The sequence below is a fragment of the Geodermatophilus sp. URMC 60 genome (assembly GCF_053502585.1).
The window spans coordinates 4,424,349-4,439,796 of record NZ_CP199958.1 but is presented as its reverse complement, the minus strand read 5'-3'; the positions used below and the strand labels follow the sequence as shown (position 1 = coordinate 4,439,796).

The window sequence follows — 15,448 nt, the reverse complement described above, 5'->3', positions numbered from 1 at the left end:
CTCCAGGGCGTCCCGATCCGGCGAGGGGTGCTTCCTCCTAGGGGCGCGGCGCGGGGGAGAGCACCTGCTGCAACTGCTCCTCGACGTCGGCGTGGGTGATGAACAGCAGCTCGTCACCGACCTCGAGCGGCTCGTCCGGGGTGGGGGTGATCACCCGGTCACCGCGCAGGACGGCGGTCAGCACCGTCTCCCGCGGCAGCGGCACCTCGCGCAGCGGCTTGCCCGCCCACGGGGTGTCCTCGGCGAGGGTGATCTCGACCAGGACGGCCGCACCCTTGCGGAAGCTCATGAGCCGGACGACGTCGCCGACGGTCACCGCCTCCTCGACCAGCGCGGCGAGCACCCGGGGGGTCGAGACGGCGACGTCGACGCCCCAGGCCTCGGTGTAGAGCCACTCGTTGCGCGGGTCCTTGACCCGGGCGACGACGCGGTTGACCGCGAACTCGGTCTTGGCCAGCAGCGAGACGACCAGGTTGGCCTTGTCGTCGCCGGTGGCGGCCACGACGACGTCGCAGGTGGCCAGCTGGGCCTCCTCGAGGGAGGAGACCTCGCACGCGTCGGCCTGCACCCACTCGGCGCCGGGGACCGAGCGGGTGCGGACCTTGCGGCCGTCCTTCTCGATGAGCATCACGGTGTGCCCGTTGGAGAGCAGCTCCCCGGCGATCGAGCGCCCGACGGCACCCGCGCCCACGATGGCGACGCGCATCAGTGTCCCCCTCCCCTGGGGCCCTGCTCGACCACCTGGTGCACCCGCGGGGTGATCGCGTCGGTCGAGGCCACCACGAGCTGGTCGCCGTCCTGCAGCACGGTTCCCGCGGTGGGCAGCTGGGCGTCGCCGTAGCGGACCAGCCAGGCGGCCCGCGCCCCGGATGCGGCCTCCAGCTCCGCGAGCCGCCGCCCGACCCAGGGCTCGGTGACGGTGACCCGCATGAGCAGCACCTGCCCGGTGGGCTCCCGCCACAGCTCGCTGACCTTGACCGAGAGCAGCTCGCGCAGCAGCCGGTTCACCGTCCAGGGGACGGTCGCGACGCTGGGGATGCCCATCCGCTCGTAGACCTCGGCCCGCTTGGAGTCGTAGATGCGGGCCACGACGTGCTGGACGCCGAAGGTCTCGCGGGCCACCCGCGCGCTGATGATGTTGGAGTTGTCGCCGCTGCTCACCGCGGCGAACGCGCCGGCGGAGTCGATCCCGGCGTCGAGCAGCGTCTGCCGGTCGAAGCCCAGGCCGGTGACCTGGCGGCCGGCGAAGTCCGCGCCCAGCCGGCGGAAGGCCTCCGGGTCCTGGTCGATCACGGCCACGCTGTGGCCGACCTCCTCGAGCCGGCGGGCGATCGCCGACCCGACGCGGCCGCAGCCCATCACGACCACGTGCACGGAGAACTCCCAAGCTCGCAGGTCCGGTGCGCCGGGGGTGGACCCGGTGCGTGTCCGGCCGCGAAGCTACACCTGGCCGGGGGAGGCGCCGCGGTCCGCAGCGCCGCAACTCACCCTCCTGGCGGGGGCGCGGGGCCGCTGCGCGTCCGTACCATCGCCGCCGTGCCGACCCTGTCCGATCTCGGACAACTCCCGAAGCGCCTGGTCCTGGGCCGCCCCGTGCGCAGCGACCGGCTTGGGGAGTCCCTGCTGCCCAAGCGCCTGGCGCTGCCCATCTTCGCCAGCGACCCGCTGTCCTCCGTGGCCTACGCCACGCAGGAGATCCTCATCGTGCTGACGCTGGCCGGGACGGCATTCCTCTACCTGGCGCCCTGGCTGGCGATCGCCGTCGTCCTCCTGCTGGCGACCGTCGTCCTCTCCTACCGCCAGGTGGTGCGGGCCTACCCCTCGGGCGGCGGCGACTACGAGGTCGCCATGAAGAACCACGGGCAGTTCGCCGGGCTGGTCGTGGCCAGCGCGCTGCTCGTGGACTACGTGCTCACGGTGGCGGTCTCGGTCGCGGCCGGCACCGACAACATCATCTCGGCGTTCCCGGCATTGAACGAGCACCGGGTGGCCATCGCCGTGGGGCTGGTGGCGCTGCTCGCCGCGGCCAACCTGCGCGGACTGCGCGAGTCCGGCCGCACCTTCGCCGTCCCGACCTACCTGTTCATCTCCGGCATCCTGGTGATGGTCGGCACCGGGCTGCTGCGCCAGTTCTTCGGCGACGGCATCACCGCCGAGAGCGCCGGTTACTCGATCACCCCCGAGCCGGGCTTCGAGCAGCTGACCGGACTGGCGCTGCTGTTCTTCGTGCTGCGCGCCTTCGCCTCCGGGTGCACCGCGCTCACCGGGGTGGAGGCGATCGCCAACGGCGTGCCGGCGTTCAAGCCACCGAAGAGCCGCAACGCCGCCACGACGCTCGCGCTGATGGGCGGCATCGCCGCGACGATGTTCTCCGGCGTCACCGCGGTGGCCCTCTTCGCCGACGTCCGGTACGCCGAGCACCCCTGCGACCTGGTGGGCTTCACCGCCTGCGAGACCGAGCCGCAGCGGACCGTCATCGCCCAGATCGCCGCGGCCGTGTTCGGCGGGCCGACCTCGCCGGGCTTCTTCTACATCCAGGCGGCGACCGCGCTGGTCCTCATCCTGGCCGCCAACACCGCGTTCAACGGCTTCCCGCTGCTGGGCTCGGTGCTCGCCCAGGACCGCTTCCTGCCCCGGCAGCTGCACACCCGCGGCGACAAGCTGGTCTACAGCAACGGCATCCTGCTGCTCGCCGGGTTCGCCGCGCTGCTCATCGCCGCCTTCGGCGCCGACGTCAACCGGCTGATCCAGATGTACATCGTCGGGGTCTTCACCAGCTTCTCGATCGGCCAGTGGGGCATGGTCCGGCACTGGAACCGGGAGCTGCGCTCCGAGACCGACCCGCAGGCCCGCGCCCGCATACGCCGGTCGCAGACGATCAACGCCGTCGGCGGCAGCCTCACCACGGTCGTGCTGCTGATCATCGTCGTCACCAAGTTCACCCGGGGGGCCTGGCTGGTCCTGCTGGTGATGCCGGTGCTGTTCCTGCTGATGAAGGCGATCAACCGGCACTACTCCCACGTAGCCGAGCAGCTGGTGCCCGACACCGACTCGCGGCTGCTGCCCAGCAAGGTGCACGCCGTCGTGCTCGTGTCCAAGGTCCACAAGCCGACGCTGCGGGCGCTGGCCTTCGCCCGCGCCACCCGGCCCGACCACCTCACCGCCTTGACGGTCAACGTCGACGACGCCGAGACCCGGGCGCTGCAACAGCAGTGGGAGCGCTACGACATCCCCGTGCCGCTGACGGTGGTGGAGTCGCCGTACCGGGAGATCACCCGGCCGGTCGTGGACTTCGTCAAGGGCATCCGCCGCGCCAGTCCCCGCGAGCTGGTCGTCGTCTTCGTGCCGCAGTACGTCGTCGGTCACTGGTGGGAGAACGTGCTGCACAACCAGAGCGCGCTGCGGCTGCGCGCCCGGCTGCAGTTCCAGCCCGGCGTCATGATCACCACGGTGCCCTGGCAGCTGGAGAGCTCCGTGGGCCGCGACGACGACGGCCGCGGCGCCGGACCGGCGCCAGGGGATCTGCGGCGCGGGATCACCGATCCGTCCGAGGCGACCCCCTATGGATGACCGACCCCCTCCTCCCCGAGGCGGGCCCCGTCCCCCCCAGCCCCCGGAGGAGGACCCCGCTGCCCCCCGCCGGGGGAGGACCCCACCCTCCCCGCCCCTCGCGAGCTCGGGGCGGGACCCGGGACGGGGCCGCGGCGGCGCCCTGCAGCGGGGCCGGGCGCGGGCGGCACGCCCGGACCGGGGTGGCGGCTGGACCGGCCGGGAGTTCGAGGTCACGGTCGGCCCGGTGGCCCACGGCGGGCACTGCGTCGCCCGGCACGAGGGGCGGGTCGTGTTCGTGCGGCACGCGCTGCCCGGCGAGCGGGTCGTCGTCCGGGTCACCGAGGACCGCCAGCCCGGCTACTGCCGCGCCGACGCCGTCGAGGTGCTCGAGGCCGCCCACGACCGGGTTCCACGGCCCTGCCCGTACAGCGGTCCGGGGCGCTGCGGCGGCTGCGACTGGCAGCACGTCGCGCACGAGGGGCAGCTGCGGCTCAAGGCCGAGGTGGTCCGCGAGCAGCTGACCCGCCTGGCCGGGCTCCCCTCCGACGACCCGGTCGTGCGGGGCCTGACCGTCGAGGCGCTGCCCGGCGGGCCGCTGCGCTGGCGCACCCGCGCGCGCTTCGCCGTCGACCGCGCCGGGGCGCCGGGGCTGCGCCGGCACCGCTCGCACGACCTGGTGCTGCTCGACGACTGCCCGATCACCGTGGAGCCGGCCGCGCACGCCGTCCTGGACCGCCGCTGGCCCGGCGCGGGCGCGGTGGACGTCGCCGTCGACTCCGCCGGCACGGTGACCACCACCCGGCTCGACCGCCGGGGCAGGCCGCAGTCGACGCGGGTGCTGCGCGCCGGCGAGGACGTCCCGGCCGAGCCGGGCGGACGCGCCGAGCGGACCGCCGCCGGGCGCGACTGGGAGGTCGAGGGCACCGGCTTCTGGCAGGTGCACCCCGCCGCGGCGGACGCGTTGACCGGGACCGTCGCCGCGTTCGGCGCCGTCCGGTTGGGGGAGACGGTGCTCGACCTCTACGCCGGGGCCGGGTTGTTCGGTGGCGCGCTCGCCCCAGCCGTCGGTGACCGGGGCCGGGTGGTCTGCGTGGAGGCGGACGAGGCCGCCTGCGCCGCCGCTGAGGCGAACCTCGCCGCGCTGCCGCAGGCGGAGGTCTGGCAGGGCGAGGTGGACGCCGAGGGGCTCACCGAGCTGCTCGCCGAGCTGGACGGCGCGCCGGACGTCGTCGTCCTCGACCCGCCGCGGGCCGGTGCCGGGGCGGCGGTGAGCCGGGTGCTCGCCGCGGCCGGGCCGCGCGCGGTGGTCTACGTGGCCTGCGACCCGGCGTCACTGGCGCGCGACGTCGCCGCCTTCGCCGAGGGCGGCTACCGGATGACCGGGCTGCGCGGCTTCGACGCCTTCCCGATGACCGCGCACGTGGAGTGCGTGGCGCTGATCGAGCGCGCCTGACGGGTCAGTCCCGGTCGCTCTTGCGGCGGTCGCGGTCCTTCTCGTCCTTGCGGTCCGGCGCGGGGGTCGTCGCTGCCTCCGTGGCCTCCGTCGGCGTCGGCTCCGTCGACGGGGTCGGCGGCGCGACCCGCGGGGCGGCGGCCTGCACGGTCGGGGCGGGGGCGGCCGGCTCCGGGGCGGCCTGCTCCGCAACGGTGGGCGCCGGGATGACCGGAGCCGGGGCGGCGGGGACTGGGACGACCGGAGCCGGGGCGGCGGGGACCCGCGGTGCCGGGGCGGAGGACGAGGCACCCGACGGCGACGGGGCGGGCGCCGGCTGCTGCACCGGCTCGGGGGCCGGAGCGGGTGCGGGTCCGTCGGCGGGGGGAACCGGTACCGGCGCCCCGGCGGCGGGTGCGGTTCCCCCCGCGTCCTCCGGGAGGGCCGCGACGGGGGCGGGGGCCGGGGTCCCGCTCTCGGCGGCCCGGAACGCGTCGCCGACCTCGCCGGCGCGCGCGGCGTCCCCGATCTCCCCGGCCCGGACGGCGTTCCCGACGCCACTGCCGGACACGTCGACCGCGCTGTGCACGGCCGTGGTCCCCGGACCGGACACCCCGCCGTCATCGGCCGCGACAGCGCCCAGCCCGGCGGCCATGCCGACGAAGGAGAGCATCCCGAGGGCGGTGGTCGCGGCACGGGGCGGGCGGGAGCCCTCGGTGCGGGTGCGCGACAGGCGGAACATGCGGGTGATCCCCTCGGCGGTGCGGGCGGCAGGTGGCGGCGGCAGGTGTCGGGCGTGGTCGGGCACGGGGCCCGGAGGAGCGGCACCCCCGGTCTGCACACGCAGAGCGTTCGGACAGGCGCGCAAGGTGACGGTAACCCGGACGGCGCCGTGACGGAAGGGTCCTGCCGGGATCCGGTCCCGCCGGTCCGGGGGATCCGGGGTCGACCGACTACGGTGGCTCCCCGTGACCACCTGGGAGTACGCCTCGGTCATCACGGCCAACGACGCGGAGTCGCAACGGGCAGGGGTGAGCGTCAAGCTGCCCGGCGGGCAGTCGGAGCGCCAGGCCGGAGACACCAGCTCGGTGCTCAACCGGCTCGGCAGCGAGGGCTGGGAGCTGGTCAGCTACCACTCCAGCGGCGCGGGCACCTGGGGCTTCGAGCAGTTCTGGCTCAAGCGCCCCACCTCCTGAAGGAGGACCCTCCTGCCCCCCGCCACTCGCGAGCTCCGGCGGGCCCGTGCAGGAGGGCCGCCGTCCTCGTGGCCGCGCACCGGTCGAACGGTTGTTCGACCGGTGCGGCAGACTGGTCCGGTGGACGCGACGCTGCCCCCCGGCTGGCCCGCCGCCGTGCGGCCGCCCGGCGCTCCCGACTGGGAGCACACCGCCGTGGCCTGGCTGTTCGACCTGGTGCCGCCGGACTACCGGGCGCACGAGGTGCTGCGCCGCTACCCGGTGCTGCTGGCCCGCTTCGCCCGCGACCACGTCACGGCCGGGCTGGAAGCGGCCCGCGCGGGCTGGCGCACGGTGCGGGTGGAGCTCGCCGACGACCTGCCGGCCGACGCGATGGAGGCGGCGATCGCCGCGTACGAGCGGGAGGGCGCCCGACTGGCGTCGGCCGCTCGCGCGGTGGACGTGGTCGCCGGTGCGTTGCGCGGGGAGCGCTGGGTACCCCGGCTGTGAGCGGAAGCCCTGGGCTCGCTCGGACGGACGACCCGCCCGCGCGCGTCTACAGTTGATCGGCGGCCGTCGCGACGCCGCACCTGCCGCCGATGGAGAGGACGCACCCCCCTCGTGTCGCTCCTGCGATCGCTCCGCACCCCTGACGACCTGAAGGCGCTCCCGGCCGACCAGCTGCCGGCGCTCGCCGCCGAGATCCGCGACGCCCTGGTCACCAGCGTCGCCAGGACCGGCGGGCACCTCGGGCCCAACCTCGGCGCGGTCGAGCTGACCATGGCCCTGCACCGGGTGTTCGACTCCCCGCGCGAGCCGATCGTCTTCGACACCGGCCACCAGAGCTACGTGCACAAGATGCTCACCGGCCGCGTGGAGGACTTCGCCCGGCTGCGCCAGCGCGGTGGCCTCTCCGGCTACCCGAGCCGCGCCGAGAGCGAGCACGACTGGGTGGAGAACAGCCACGCCTCCACCTCGCTGTCCTACGCCGACGGGCTGGCCAAGGCCTTCGCCGTCCGCGGCGAGCAGCGCCCGGTCGTCGCCGTCATCGGCGACGGCGCCCTCACCGGCGGCATGGCCTGGGAGGCGCTGAACAACATCGCCGGCGCCCAGGACCGCCCGGTGATCATCGTCGTGAACGACAACGGCCGCTCCTACTCGCCGACGATCGGCGGTGTCGCGGACGCGCTGGCCACCCTGCGGCTGCGCCCGGGCTACGAGCAGGCGCTGCTGCAGGTGCGGCAGGCCCTGCACCGCGCCCCGGTGGTCGGCTCGGCGCTCTACGACGCGCTGCACGCCATCAAGAAGGGCCTCAAGGACGTCCTCTCCCCGCAGGGCATGTTCGAGGACCTCGGCCTGAAGTACCTCGGACCGGTCGACGGGCACGACGTCCGGGCGATGGAGTCCGCGCTGCGTCGCGCCCGCTCCTTCGGTGGGCCGGTCATCGTGCACGCGGTCACCACCAAGGGCTTCGGCTACCCGCCGGCGGAGACCGACCAGATCGACGCCTGGCACGCCACCGGCGTCTTCGACCCCGACAGCGGGGCGAGCCCGGCCGTCAAGGGCCGGGACTGGACGACGGCCTTCTCCGACGAGCTGGTGCGCATCGGCGCCGAGCGCTCCGACGTCGTCGCGGTCACCGCGGCGATGCTGCACCCGACCGGCCTGGCCGCCTTCGGCGAGCGCTTCCCGGAACGCACCTACGACGTCGGCATCGCCGAACAGCACGCGCTCACCTCCGCCGCGGGCCTGGCGATGGGCGGGCTGCACCCGGTGGTCGCGGTCTACTCGACCTTCCTCAACCGGGCCTTCGACCAGCTGCTCATGGACGTCGCGCTGCACCGCCAGCCGGTCACCGTCGTCCTGGACCGGGCCGGGGTCACCGGCAGCGACGGCGCCTCGCACAACGGCATGTGGGACATGTCGATCCTCTCCGTCGTCCCCGGGCTGCGGCTGGCCGCGCCGCGGGACGAGGCGACGCTGCGGGAGGCGCTGCGCGAGGCGGTCGAGGTGACCGACGGGCCGAGCGTCGTCCGGTTCCCGAAGGGCACCCCGCCGGTCGACGTCCCGGCGCTCGAGCGGCGCGGCCCGGTCGACGTGCTGCGCCGCGGCGAGCAGCAGGAGGTGCTGCTGGTCGCCGTCGGCTCGATGGTGCCGATGTGCCTGGCCGCCGCCGAGCGCGCCGCCGACCACGGCATCGACGTGACCGTCGTCGACCCGCGCTGGGTCCTGCCGGTCCCGTCCGAGCTGGTCGACCTCGCTGCCGCCCACCGCCTGGTGGTCACCGTCGAGGACGGCGGCCGCGCCGGTGGCGTGGGCACCACGCTGACCCAGGCGCTGCAGGACCGGGGCGCCGACGTCCCGCTGCGGGCGCTGGGCCTGCCGCAGGCCTTCCTCGAGCACGGCAGCGTCGGCCAGGTGCTGGCCGACGCCGGCCTCACCGAGCAGGACGTCGCCCGGCGGATCGCCGAGTGGACGGCGGTGCTCGCCGAGCGTTCCGAGGGCCGCGTCGCCGAGGTGGTCGAGGAGCGGCCGTGATCGCCGAGATCCAGGTCGCGCCCTCGCCGGCCGGGACACCCGAGGACCCGCACGCGTACGTCGAGGCCGCCATCGCGGTGATCCGGGAGTCCGGGCTCCGCTACGAGGTGAGTGCGCTGGGCACGACCCTCGAGGGGGACGACGACGCCGTCTGGACGACGCTGCGGGCGGCGCACGAGGCGGTGCTGGCGGCGGGCGCGACGAGCGGGATCTCGCACGTGAAGGTCGCGTCGGTGGGCCGGACGATGGAGAGCCTCACCCACAAGTTCAGGTGAGCCGAGGCGACGAGAGGGCCCCGCACCAGACCCGGGTGCGGGGCCCTCTCATTGCCCGGAGCCGGTGAGCCGTCGTCCTGGCTCACGTCTGCCGGTCCTGGCTCAGCCCCGGTGGTGAGCCAGGACCGGCGATGACCAGGTCAGCTGATCATCGCCGGCTCCTCAGGCCGCCGCTCCTCCGATGACACAGGACCTCCGCAGAACTCGGTACCGGCACCCCGGCGGATGCGGCACCGGGCAATGTGCCCGCCGGTGACCGGCGTTCCACGCGCGGCACGTCACTCCGCGGAGGCAGCTGCCGGCGGAGCGGCCGCGCCGCGAGCCTGCGAAGGGTGGGGAGGACGGGGTCCTCGTTCAGGCGCGGTTCAGGGCGTCGGTCAGCAGGTCGCGGGTGAGCTCGACCTGCCACTCGCGGGCGCCGCCGGCCCGCAGCGTCGCGACGACCGTCTCGGCGTCCCGCGGCTCGGGCGGCGTCCACATCAGCCGGCGCACCAGGTCGGGGGAGAGCAGGTTCTCGACCGGCAGCGTGTGCGTGCCGGCCAGCTCGGCCAGCCCGGCGCGGGCGGCCTGCAGCCGGGTGGCGGCAGCCGGGTCGCGGTCGGCCCAGCGGCTCACCGGCGGCGGGCCGTCACCCGAGCGGCTGTGCGGGGGCAGCTCGGACTCCGGCAGCTCCCGGCCGCGGGCCAGCGCTCCGAACCAGGTGCCGACCAGCTTGCGGTTGGCCCGGCCGCGGAAGACGGGCAGTTCCAGCAGCGCGGCCTCGGTCCGTGGGTCGGCCTGCACCGCGGAGACCATCGCCGCGTCGGGCAACACCCGCCCCGGGGCGATGTCGCGGCGACGGGCCAGCTCGTCGCGGGCCTGCCACAGCGAGCGCAGCATGCCCAGCTGCCGGCGGTTGCGCAGCCCGTGCACCCCCGACGTCCGCCGCCAGGGGTCGGCCTTGGGGGCGGGCGGCCCGGCGGCGAGGATCGCCTCGAACTCCTGCCGCGCCCACTCGGTCTTGCCCTGCTCCTCCAGGACGGCGGCCAGCGCGTCGCGGAGGTCGACGAGCACCTCGACGTCCAGCGCGGCGTAGACCAGCCACTCCTCGGGCAGCGGGCGGGTGCTCCAGTCGGCGGCCGAGTGCCCCTTCTGCAGCGAGTAGCCCAGCAGCGACTCGACGACGGCGCCCAGCCCCACCCGCGGCATGCCGGCCAGCCGGGCGGCGAGCTCGGTGTCGAACACGCGCGTCGGCACCAGACCGATCTCGGCCAGGCAGGGCAGGTCCTGGTTGGCCGCGTGCAGCACCCACTCGGCGTCGACGATGGCCGACTGCACGACGGAGAGGTCCGGCAGCGGGATCGGGTCGACCAGCCCGGTGCCCGCGCCGGCGCGGCGCAGCTGCACCAGGTAGGCCCGCTGGCCGTAGCGGTAACCGGAGGCGCGCTCGGCGTCGACGGCGACCGGACCGCTGCCGGCGGCCAGCGCCTCGGCGTAGTCGACGAGCGCGGTGGAGGTCTCGATGACCGGGGGCAGCCCGTCGCGCGGGGCGAGCAGCGGGACCGCCGGGGGCGCGGTCGGCTCGTCGTCCGGCGCGGGGAGGGGCTGGGCAGGGAGGGGCTCGGTGCTCAGGGCAGGTCCACCTTCTCGCCCGTCTCGACAGCGTGGTCAGCGCGCGGTTCCGCGGCGGGGCCGCAGCAGGCCCCGGAGGGGGCGCCGGCGCGGGGGTGTCGCACCCCCGGGACACCGATGTTAGAGAGTGCCGTCCGCCTGCGGGCCGGAGGGACCCAGCAGCCGGACCCCGGGCGGTGGCAGCCCGGCCGCGCTGCCCAGCACGTCCAGCCACGCGGTGAGGTGCCGGTCGAGGTGGCTGTCCTCCGCCGTCCAGGAGGCACGGATCTCGACGTCTACCGAGTGCTCGGGGCCCGCGAGCTCGCCGAACCGGGTCGAGGCGGTGCGGGTGACGGTGCCCCCGAGGGCGTGCGACGCGGCGCCGCACTCCTCGAGGGCGTCGGTCAGCCAGCTCCAGGCGACCTCGGAGAACATCGCGTCGTCGACCATGTGCTCGTCGGTGGTGGCCGACAGGTAGCCCACGCAGCGGGTGGTGCCGGCCCAGGCCTCGTGGCCGGCGGGGTCGTGCAGCACGATGAACCGCCCGCTGGCGACCTCGACGTCCTCGTCGCCGTCCGGCTCGGTGACCAGCGCGCCGATGGCGTACGCATGGGGCGCCAGCCGCTGCGGGGCGGGGATGGCCTCGAGCACGATCTCGGGGCGGGCGGTCACCCCGGCGAGCGCCTCCAGGGCAGCGCGGAACTCCTCCGGCGGCTCGCCGCCGGGTCGGTCCGGGCCGTGGCCGGTCCCGGCCAGGCTGGAAGGCTCCACGTTCGCAGGGTAGGTCGCCGGACCGCCCTGTGCCGCCGACGCGCCGCGCGGGTTGTGGGAGGCCGTGCCGTTTCCAGGAGGGGATGCCGTTTCTGGGAGGATGGGACGTCGTGACCGCTGTTGCCGACGCCGCGCCGACCCCTGCGTCCTCTCCCGCCGACTCGGACCTGGTCCGGGCCGCCCGCGGCCTGCCGGTGCGGCGCACCCCGGTGTGGTTCATGCGCCAGGCCGGCCGCTCGCTGCCGGAGTACCGGGCGCTGCGGGCCGGCACCCGGATGCTCGAGGCCTGCCAGGACCCCGACCTGGTCACCGAGATCACCCTGCAGCCGGTGCGCCGGCACGGGGTGGACGCCGCGATCCTCTTCTCCGACATCGTGCTGCCCCTGGTGGTGGCCGGCGTCGACATCGACATCAAGCCCGGTGTCGGCCCGGTCATCGCCTCGCCGGTGCGCAGCGTCGCTGACGTCGACGCGCTCCCGCCGCTGGAGCCCGACCGGCTGGCCTTCCTGGCCACCGCCGTCCGCCGGCTGGTCGCCGAGCTGGGCGCGACGCCGCTGATCGGCTTCGCCGGTGCGCCGTTCACCCTCGCCACCTATCTGATCGAGGGCGGGCCCTCCAAGGAGCACGCCCGCACCAAGGCCTTCATGTACGCCGAGCCCGAGGCGTGGGGCCGGCTGCTGGACCGGCTCGCGGTCTCCGCGGCGACCTTCCTCAACACCCAGGTGGACGCCGGCGCCTCGGCGGTGCAGCTCTTCGACTCCTGGGCCGGCGTCCTCTCCGCGGCCGACTACGCCGAGCGGGTGCTGCCGCACTCCCGGGCGGTGTTCGACGCGCTGGGTGATCGCGACGTGCCGCGGATCCACTTCGGCGTCGGCACCGGTGAGCTGCTCGCGCTGATCGGGGACGCCGGGGCCGACGTCGTCGGCGTCGACTGGCGGGTGCCGCTGGACGAGGCCGCCCGCCGGGTGGGTCCGCAGCGCTCGCTGCAGGGCAACCTCGACCCGGCCGTGCTGCTCGCCGACCGGGCCACCGTCGACCGGGAGGTCCGCCGGGTCGTGCAGCAGGGCCGGGCCGCGCGCGGGCACGTGTTCAACCTCGGCCACGGCGTGCTGCCCGAGACCGACCCGGGCGTGCTGACCTCCGTCGTCGACCTGGTCCACGAGCTGACGACGCGATGACCGCACGCCGCCTGGTCGTCGTCGGCGCCGGGATCACCGGTCTGGCCGCCGCGTTCGAGTGGCACCGGCGGCGCCCGGACGACGAGGTCGTCGTCCTCGAGGCCGGCGACCGCATCGGCGGCAAGCTCGACCGGGTCGAGCTCGCGGGGCACTGGTACGACACCGGACCCGAGGCGATGCTCGCGCGGGTCCCCGAGGCGGTGCAGCTGGTCGAGCGGCTCGGTCTGGCCGACCGTCTGGTCGCGCCGGCCACCACGCAGGCGTCGGTGGTGCTGCCCGACGGCCGGTTCCCGCTCCCGGCCGGCACCGTGCTCGGCGTCCCGGCGTCGGCCGAGGGGCTCGCCGGCGTCCTCACGCCCGACGGCGTGGCCCGGGTGGCCGCCGAGGCCGACCTGCCGCCGCTGACGCCGGACGGCGACCTCTCCCGCAACGACGTCGCGGTCGGCGCCCTGCTGCGCGCACGGCTCGGCGACGAGGTCGTCGACCGGCTGGTCGAGCCGCTGCTCGGCGGCGTCTACGCAGGCCGGGCCGACGAACTGTCGCTGGTCGCGACCATGCCGCAGCTGGCCGCGCACCTGCCCGCCGCCGGCTCCGTGCTGGGTGCGGCGGCCGCCGCCCGCGACGCCGGTGCGCGCAGCCGCTTCGACGCAGGCAGCCCGGTGTTCGTGACCGTCGCCGACGGCATCGGCTCGCTGCCCGCCGCGCTGGTCGCGGCCTCCGGCGCCGACGTCCGGCTGCGCACCCCGGCGCACGGCCTGGTGCGGACGGCGTCGGGCTTCGAGCTGTCGATCGGCCGGGCCAACGCACCCGAGCGGCTGACCGCGGACGCCGTCCTGGTGACCGCACCCGCCCCCAAGGCCGCCCGGTTGCTCGCCGGCGTCGCGCCCGGCGCGGCCGAGCCCCTGCAGGGCATCCCGTACGCGTCGATGGCCGTCGTGGCCATGGCGTTCCCCGCGCAGGAGGTGGCCGCCGGGTCCGGGCTGCTGGTGCCCCCGGTGACCGGCCGGCTGGTGAAGGGCGTGACCGTCTCCTCGCACAAGTGGCCGCACCTCGCCGGGGAGCACCTGCTGGTGCGCTCGTCGGTGGGCCGGTTCCGCGACGAGCGCGAGCTCCAGCGGGACGACGACGACCTCGCCGCCGCCGTGGTCGCCGACGTCGCGGACCTGCTGCAGCTGTCCCGCCCCGAGCCGGTCGCCACCCGCGTCGTCCGCTGGGGCGGCGGGCTGCCGCAGTACCTGGTCGGTCACCAGGAGCGGGTGGACGCCGTCCGTGCGGCCGTCAGCGCGGTGCCGGGGCTGGCGGTCGCGGGCGCGGCGTTCCGCGGCGTGGGCGTGCCGGCGTGCATCCGCGACGCCCACCACGCGGTCGACGCGCTGCTCTAGAGCCGTGGCGGACGCCACCACGGCCCGGGGCATGGGGCCGGGGCCGGGACCGTTGAGTCCCCAGTGAGCTCCGTGCACCACCCCGTCCGACCCGTCCACCGACCCGCCCGCTGCCTGCGCCACCACGTCTGGATGGCCGCCTGCAGCGACTGCCGCGACGCGCACGCCGTGCCCGTCCGGGAGCAGCGGGAGACCGGCTCGGCCTCCCGCTGACGACGTCCCGCCGCCGCCCGCCCGCCATCGGGTGGGCGGCGGCGGCCCGGCACCGGGAGGGATGATGGGGACATGAGCGAGCAGACCGACCAGCGCAGCATCGGCAAGCGGGCGAACGAGTTGAACGACACCATCCGCTACACGATGTGGTCGGTGTTCCGGCTGGCCCGCCCGCTGGGGGAGGAGCAGCGCACGGCTCTCGCCGACGAGGTGCAGGGGCTGCTCGACGAGCTCGCCGGCAAGGACGTCGTCGTCCGCGGGACCTACGACGTCAGCGGACTGCGGGCCGACGCCGACCTCATGGTCTGGTGGCACTCCTCGACGCCCGAGGCGCTGCAGGAGGCCTACACCCGGCTGCGGCGCACCGCGCTGGGGCGGCACCTCGAGCCCGTGTGGTCGCAGATGGCGCTGCACCGGCCCGCCGAGTTCAACCGCAGCCACATCCCGGCCTTCCTCGCCGACGAGGAGCCGCGCCGCTACGTGTGCGTCTACCCGTTCGTGCGGTCCTACGAGTGGTACCTGCTGCCCGACGAGGAGCGCCGCGCGATGCTCGCCGAGCACGGCCGGATGGCGCGCGGGTACGCCGACGTCCGCGCCAACACCGTCGCCTCGTTCGCCCTCGGCGACTACGAGTGGATGCTGGCCTTCGAGGCCGACGAGCTGCACCGCATCGTCGACCTCATGCGCGACCTGCGGGCCTCGACCGCCCGCCGGCACGTCCGCGAGGAGGTGCCGTTCTACACCGGCGTGCGCAAGCCCGTCGCCGAGCTGGTCGCCGACCTGCCGTGACGCCTCGTCCGTCCCTCGCCCGCCCGGGTGGCGGACGACGGCTGCGGACGGTCCGGCGCACCTGCACGCTCGACGCGCCGGCGGCGGTCGTCTGGCGAGCCTTGCGGTCCCCGGCGGCCCTGGTGCACGTCGCTGCCCCGGTGCTCCGGATGCCGGCGCTCGACGACCGGCGGCGGGCCTGGCAGCCGGGTGAGTCCGTGACCACCCGGCTGCTGCTCTTCGGCGTGCTGCCCGTCCCGCGGCACACCGTGCGGATCGACGTCCTCGACGACGCGGCGATGACCGTTCGCACGGAGGAGCACGGCGGGCCGGTGTCGGTGTGGCGTCACCACCTCACCGTCGAGGCGGCCGGGCCCACCAGCTGCCGCTACACCGACGAGGTCGAGATCGGCGCCGGACGGCTGACCGCTCTCGTGGGTGTCCTGGCCAGCGGGTTCTTCCGCTGGCGGCAGCACCGCTGGCGGCGACTGGCCCCGGTGCTGGCCGCTGCGTCGACGACGAGCGCCTGAGGGCGGTCACCGCGGTAGGGGTGACCGCCCCGGGCGCAGGTCCG

General features: G+C 75.6%; 15 protein-coding genes. 10 read left to right on the top strand and 5 right to left on the bottom strand.

Features of this window, described 5'->3' with window-relative positions; translation table 11 throughout:
- Positions 1-37: 37 nt before the first annotated feature.
- Together ACWIX3_RS20895 and ACWIX3_RS20890 are read right to left on the bottom strand one after the other, a co-directional pair.
- Entirely contained in the window at positions 38-706 is a 669-nt protein-coding gene (locus ACWIX3_RS20895) for a potassium channel family protein (RefSeq protein ID WP_448609267.1), read from the bottom strand.
- A complete protein-coding gene (locus tag ACWIX3_RS20890) occupies positions 706-1,374 on the bottom strand; it encodes a potassium channel family protein (protein WP_448609266.1) in 669 nt (222 codons plus the stop codon). Before ACWIX3_RS20890 ends, ACWIX3_RS20895 begins: the two co-directional genes overlap by 1 nt.
- A gap of 162 nt (positions 1,375-1,536) precedes the next feature.
- Between ACWIX3_RS20890 and ACWIX3_RS20885 the strand changes: the two genes are divergently transcribed.
- A complete protein-coding gene (locus tag ACWIX3_RS20885) occupies positions 1,537-3,570 on the top strand; it encodes an APC family permease (RefSeq protein ID WP_448609265.1) in 2,034 nt (677 codons plus the stop codon).
- A 142-nt stretch (positions 3,571-3,712) separates the two neighbouring features.
- Complete coding sequence (locus tag ACWIX3_RS20880; protein ID WP_448612493.1) at positions 3,713-5,005, top strand: class I SAM-dependent RNA methyltransferase; 1,293 nt, start codon at positions 3,713-3,715, stop codon at positions 5,003-5,005.
- Between the two features lie 4 nt (positions 5,006-5,009).
- On the opposite strand, the gene ACWIX3_RS20875 is transcribed toward ACWIX3_RS20880, so the two are convergent.
- Entirely contained in the window at positions 5,010-5,726 is a 717-nt protein-coding gene (locus ACWIX3_RS20875; protein ID WP_448609264.1) for a hypothetical protein, read from the bottom strand.
- A gap of 226 nt (positions 5,727-5,952) precedes the next feature.
- Between ACWIX3_RS20875 and ACWIX3_RS20870 the strand changes: the two genes are divergently transcribed.
- The 4 genes from ACWIX3_RS20870 (at position 5,953) to ACWIX3_RS20855 (ending at position 8,972) form a co-directional block, all read left to right on the top strand.
- Entirely contained in the window at positions 5,953-6,180 is a 228-nt protein-coding gene (locus ACWIX3_RS20870; protein WP_135141104.1) for a DUF4177 domain-containing protein, read from the top strand.
- Positions 6,181-6,300: 120 nt separating this feature from the next.
- Positions 6,301-6,669, top strand: coding sequence for a hypothetical protein (locus ACWIX3_RS20865; RefSeq protein ID WP_448609263.1), 369 nt, complete (start codon positions 6,301-6,303; stop codon positions 6,667-6,669).
- Between the two features lie 111 nt (positions 6,670-6,780).
- A complete protein-coding gene (gene dxs / locus ACWIX3_RS20860) occupies positions 6,781-8,697 on the top strand; it encodes a 1-deoxy-D-xylulose-5-phosphate synthase (RefSeq protein WP_448609262.1) in 1,917 nt (638 codons plus the stop codon).
- Positions 8,694-8,972, top strand: a complete 279-nt coding sequence (locus ACWIX3_RS20855; RefSeq protein WP_448609261.1) for a thiamine-binding protein — start codon at positions 8,694-8,696, stop codon at positions 8,970-8,972. The genes dxs and ACWIX3_RS20855 overlap by 4 nt, the downstream gene beginning before the upstream one ends.
- A gap of 354 nt (positions 8,973-9,326) precedes the next feature.
- Here the strand turns inward: ACWIX3_RS20855 and ACWIX3_RS20850 are convergent, their stop codons facing one another.
- Together ACWIX3_RS20850 and ACWIX3_RS20845 are read right to left on the bottom strand one after the other, a co-directional pair.
- Complete coding sequence (locus ACWIX3_RS20850) at positions 9,327-10,583, bottom strand: HRDC domain-containing protein (protein WP_448612492.1); 1,257 nt, start codon at positions 10,581-10,583, stop codon at positions 9,327-9,329.
- Positions 10,584-10,703: 120 nt separating this feature from the next.
- Positions 10,704-11,333, bottom strand: coding sequence for a DUF3000 domain-containing protein (locus ACWIX3_RS20845; protein ID WP_448609260.1), 630 nt, complete (start codon positions 11,331-11,333; stop codon positions 10,704-10,706).
- A 110-nt stretch (positions 11,334-11,443) separates the two neighbouring features.
- Here ACWIX3_RS20845 and hemE point away from each other — a divergent pair, with 110 nt between their 5' ends.
- The 4 genes from hemE to ACWIX3_RS20825 all read left to right on the top strand — a co-directional run bounded on the left by hemE (position 11,444) and on the right by ACWIX3_RS20825 (position 15,404).
- A complete protein-coding gene (gene hemE / locus ACWIX3_RS20840; protein WP_448609259.1) occupies positions 11,444-12,511 on the top strand; it encodes a uroporphyrinogen decarboxylase in 1,068 nt (355 codons plus the stop codon).
- Positions 12,508-13,893, top strand: coding sequence for a protoporphyrinogen oxidase (gene hemG / locus ACWIX3_RS20835; RefSeq protein ID WP_448609258.1), 1,386 nt, complete (start codon positions 12,508-12,510; stop codon positions 13,891-13,893). Before hemE ends, hemG begins: the two co-directional genes overlap by 4 nt.
- A 285-nt stretch (positions 13,894-14,178) precedes the next feature.
- Positions 14,179-14,895, top strand: a complete 717-nt coding sequence (hemQ, locus tag ACWIX3_RS20830; protein ID WP_448609257.1) for a hydrogen peroxide-dependent heme synthase — start codon at positions 14,179-14,181, stop codon at positions 14,893-14,895.
- A gap of 149 nt (positions 14,896-15,044) precedes the next feature.
- Positions 15,045-15,404: a hypothetical protein gene (locus ACWIX3_RS20825; RefSeq protein WP_448609256.1), complete on the top strand. Its 360-nt coding sequence runs from the start codon at positions 15,045-15,047 to the stop codon at positions 15,402-15,404.
- The last annotated feature ends 44 nt before the right edge of the window (positions 15,405-15,448 follow it).